Source organism: Flavisolibacter ginsengisoli DSM 18119, assembly GCF_900129295.1.
Lineage (GTDB): Bacteria > Bacteroidota > Bacteroidia > Chitinophagales > Chitinophagaceae > Flavisolibacter > Flavisolibacter ginsengisoli.
Genome location: NZ_FQUU01000055.1, coordinates 1 through 1,151, shown reverse-complemented (window position 1 = coordinate 1,151; position 1,151 = coordinate 1). Strand labels below are relative to the sequence as shown.

At 41.8% G+C, this 1,151-nt stretch carries 1 protein-coding gene; it reads right to left on the bottom strand.

The genetic code is table 11. The features are described 5' to 3' along the window. On the bottom strand, window positions 1-1,151 hold a 1,151-nt coding region (locus BUA53_RS20890; protein ID WP_139256557.1), incomplete at both ends, for an FG-GAP repeat domain-containing protein.

Below are 1,151 nucleotides of genomic sequence, written 5' to 3'. Positions count from 1 at the left end.
TCCACCCCTATATAAGCATTGCCATTTATCTCCCTTGAATTATTGCGGTACACAAAAGCAGGCCCATTCTCATTGTTGATCACCAAATCCAAATCACCATCACCATCCAAATCCGCATAAGCTATACTGTTGGAAAATGTTTTTTGCTCCAGGCCGGAAGTCTGACCTGCATCCTCAAATTGCAACTGCCCTTTATTTCTGAAAAAACGGTTACGCAATGGCGTTACAGGAATATGTTTTAGTATTTCCTCCATCTCGGCTCTCTTTCCTGTTTCAAGCATTTTATTATAAACATCGTTGGAGAAGAAATCCAGGAAGTCCAGATCCCCGACATCTTTTGTTATGCCATTACAAACAAAGATGTCATTAAGCCCGTCATTGTCTGCATCAAAGAATAAGGCCCCCCAACTCCAGTCCGTAGCCGCCACACCACAGTAATCTGCCACTTCCGAGAAACTTCCATTACCATTGTTTAACTGCAGGCAATTCCTCACATACTGGTGATACAAGCCTGCCTTTTGCTTACTGATAAACAGATCTATATTGTCAAAAGTACCCGTAGTTTTCAGGCGGTAATCATCATCTGGAATCATATCAGTGGTGAAAATATCCGGATAACCATCATTGTTGATATCACCCAGGTCTGTACTCATGGAAGACATGCTGATCTTTTGAACACAGTTTTCCATTTCATCTTTAAAGGTTCCATTTCCCTGGTTGATGTACAGGTAATCTTTTTCAATAAAATCATTCCCAACATAAATATCCGGGTAGCCATCCAGGTTTATATCACCTACTGAAACTCCTAACCCAAAACTGATCAACCCTGTGTGCAGGCCGGCATCCCTGGTAACTTCTGTAAAATGGCCTCCGTCATTACGGTATAAATGATTGCCACCACCCTTCAGCTTATCATCCACGTTCCATTTATTGATATCAACATCCCGCATGTCAGCATAATTCAGGGAACTAAATGGAATGGGACTGTTGTTGATCAAGAAGCAGTCAAGGTCACCATCCAGGTCATAATCAAAAAAGGAAGCCTGTGTGCAATAGCCTGAGATATCCAGCCCATACTCCTTTGCCCTTTCGGTAAATGTGTTATTGTGGTTATTGATATAAAGCTTATTCCTGCGGTTGCCATCTTTCAT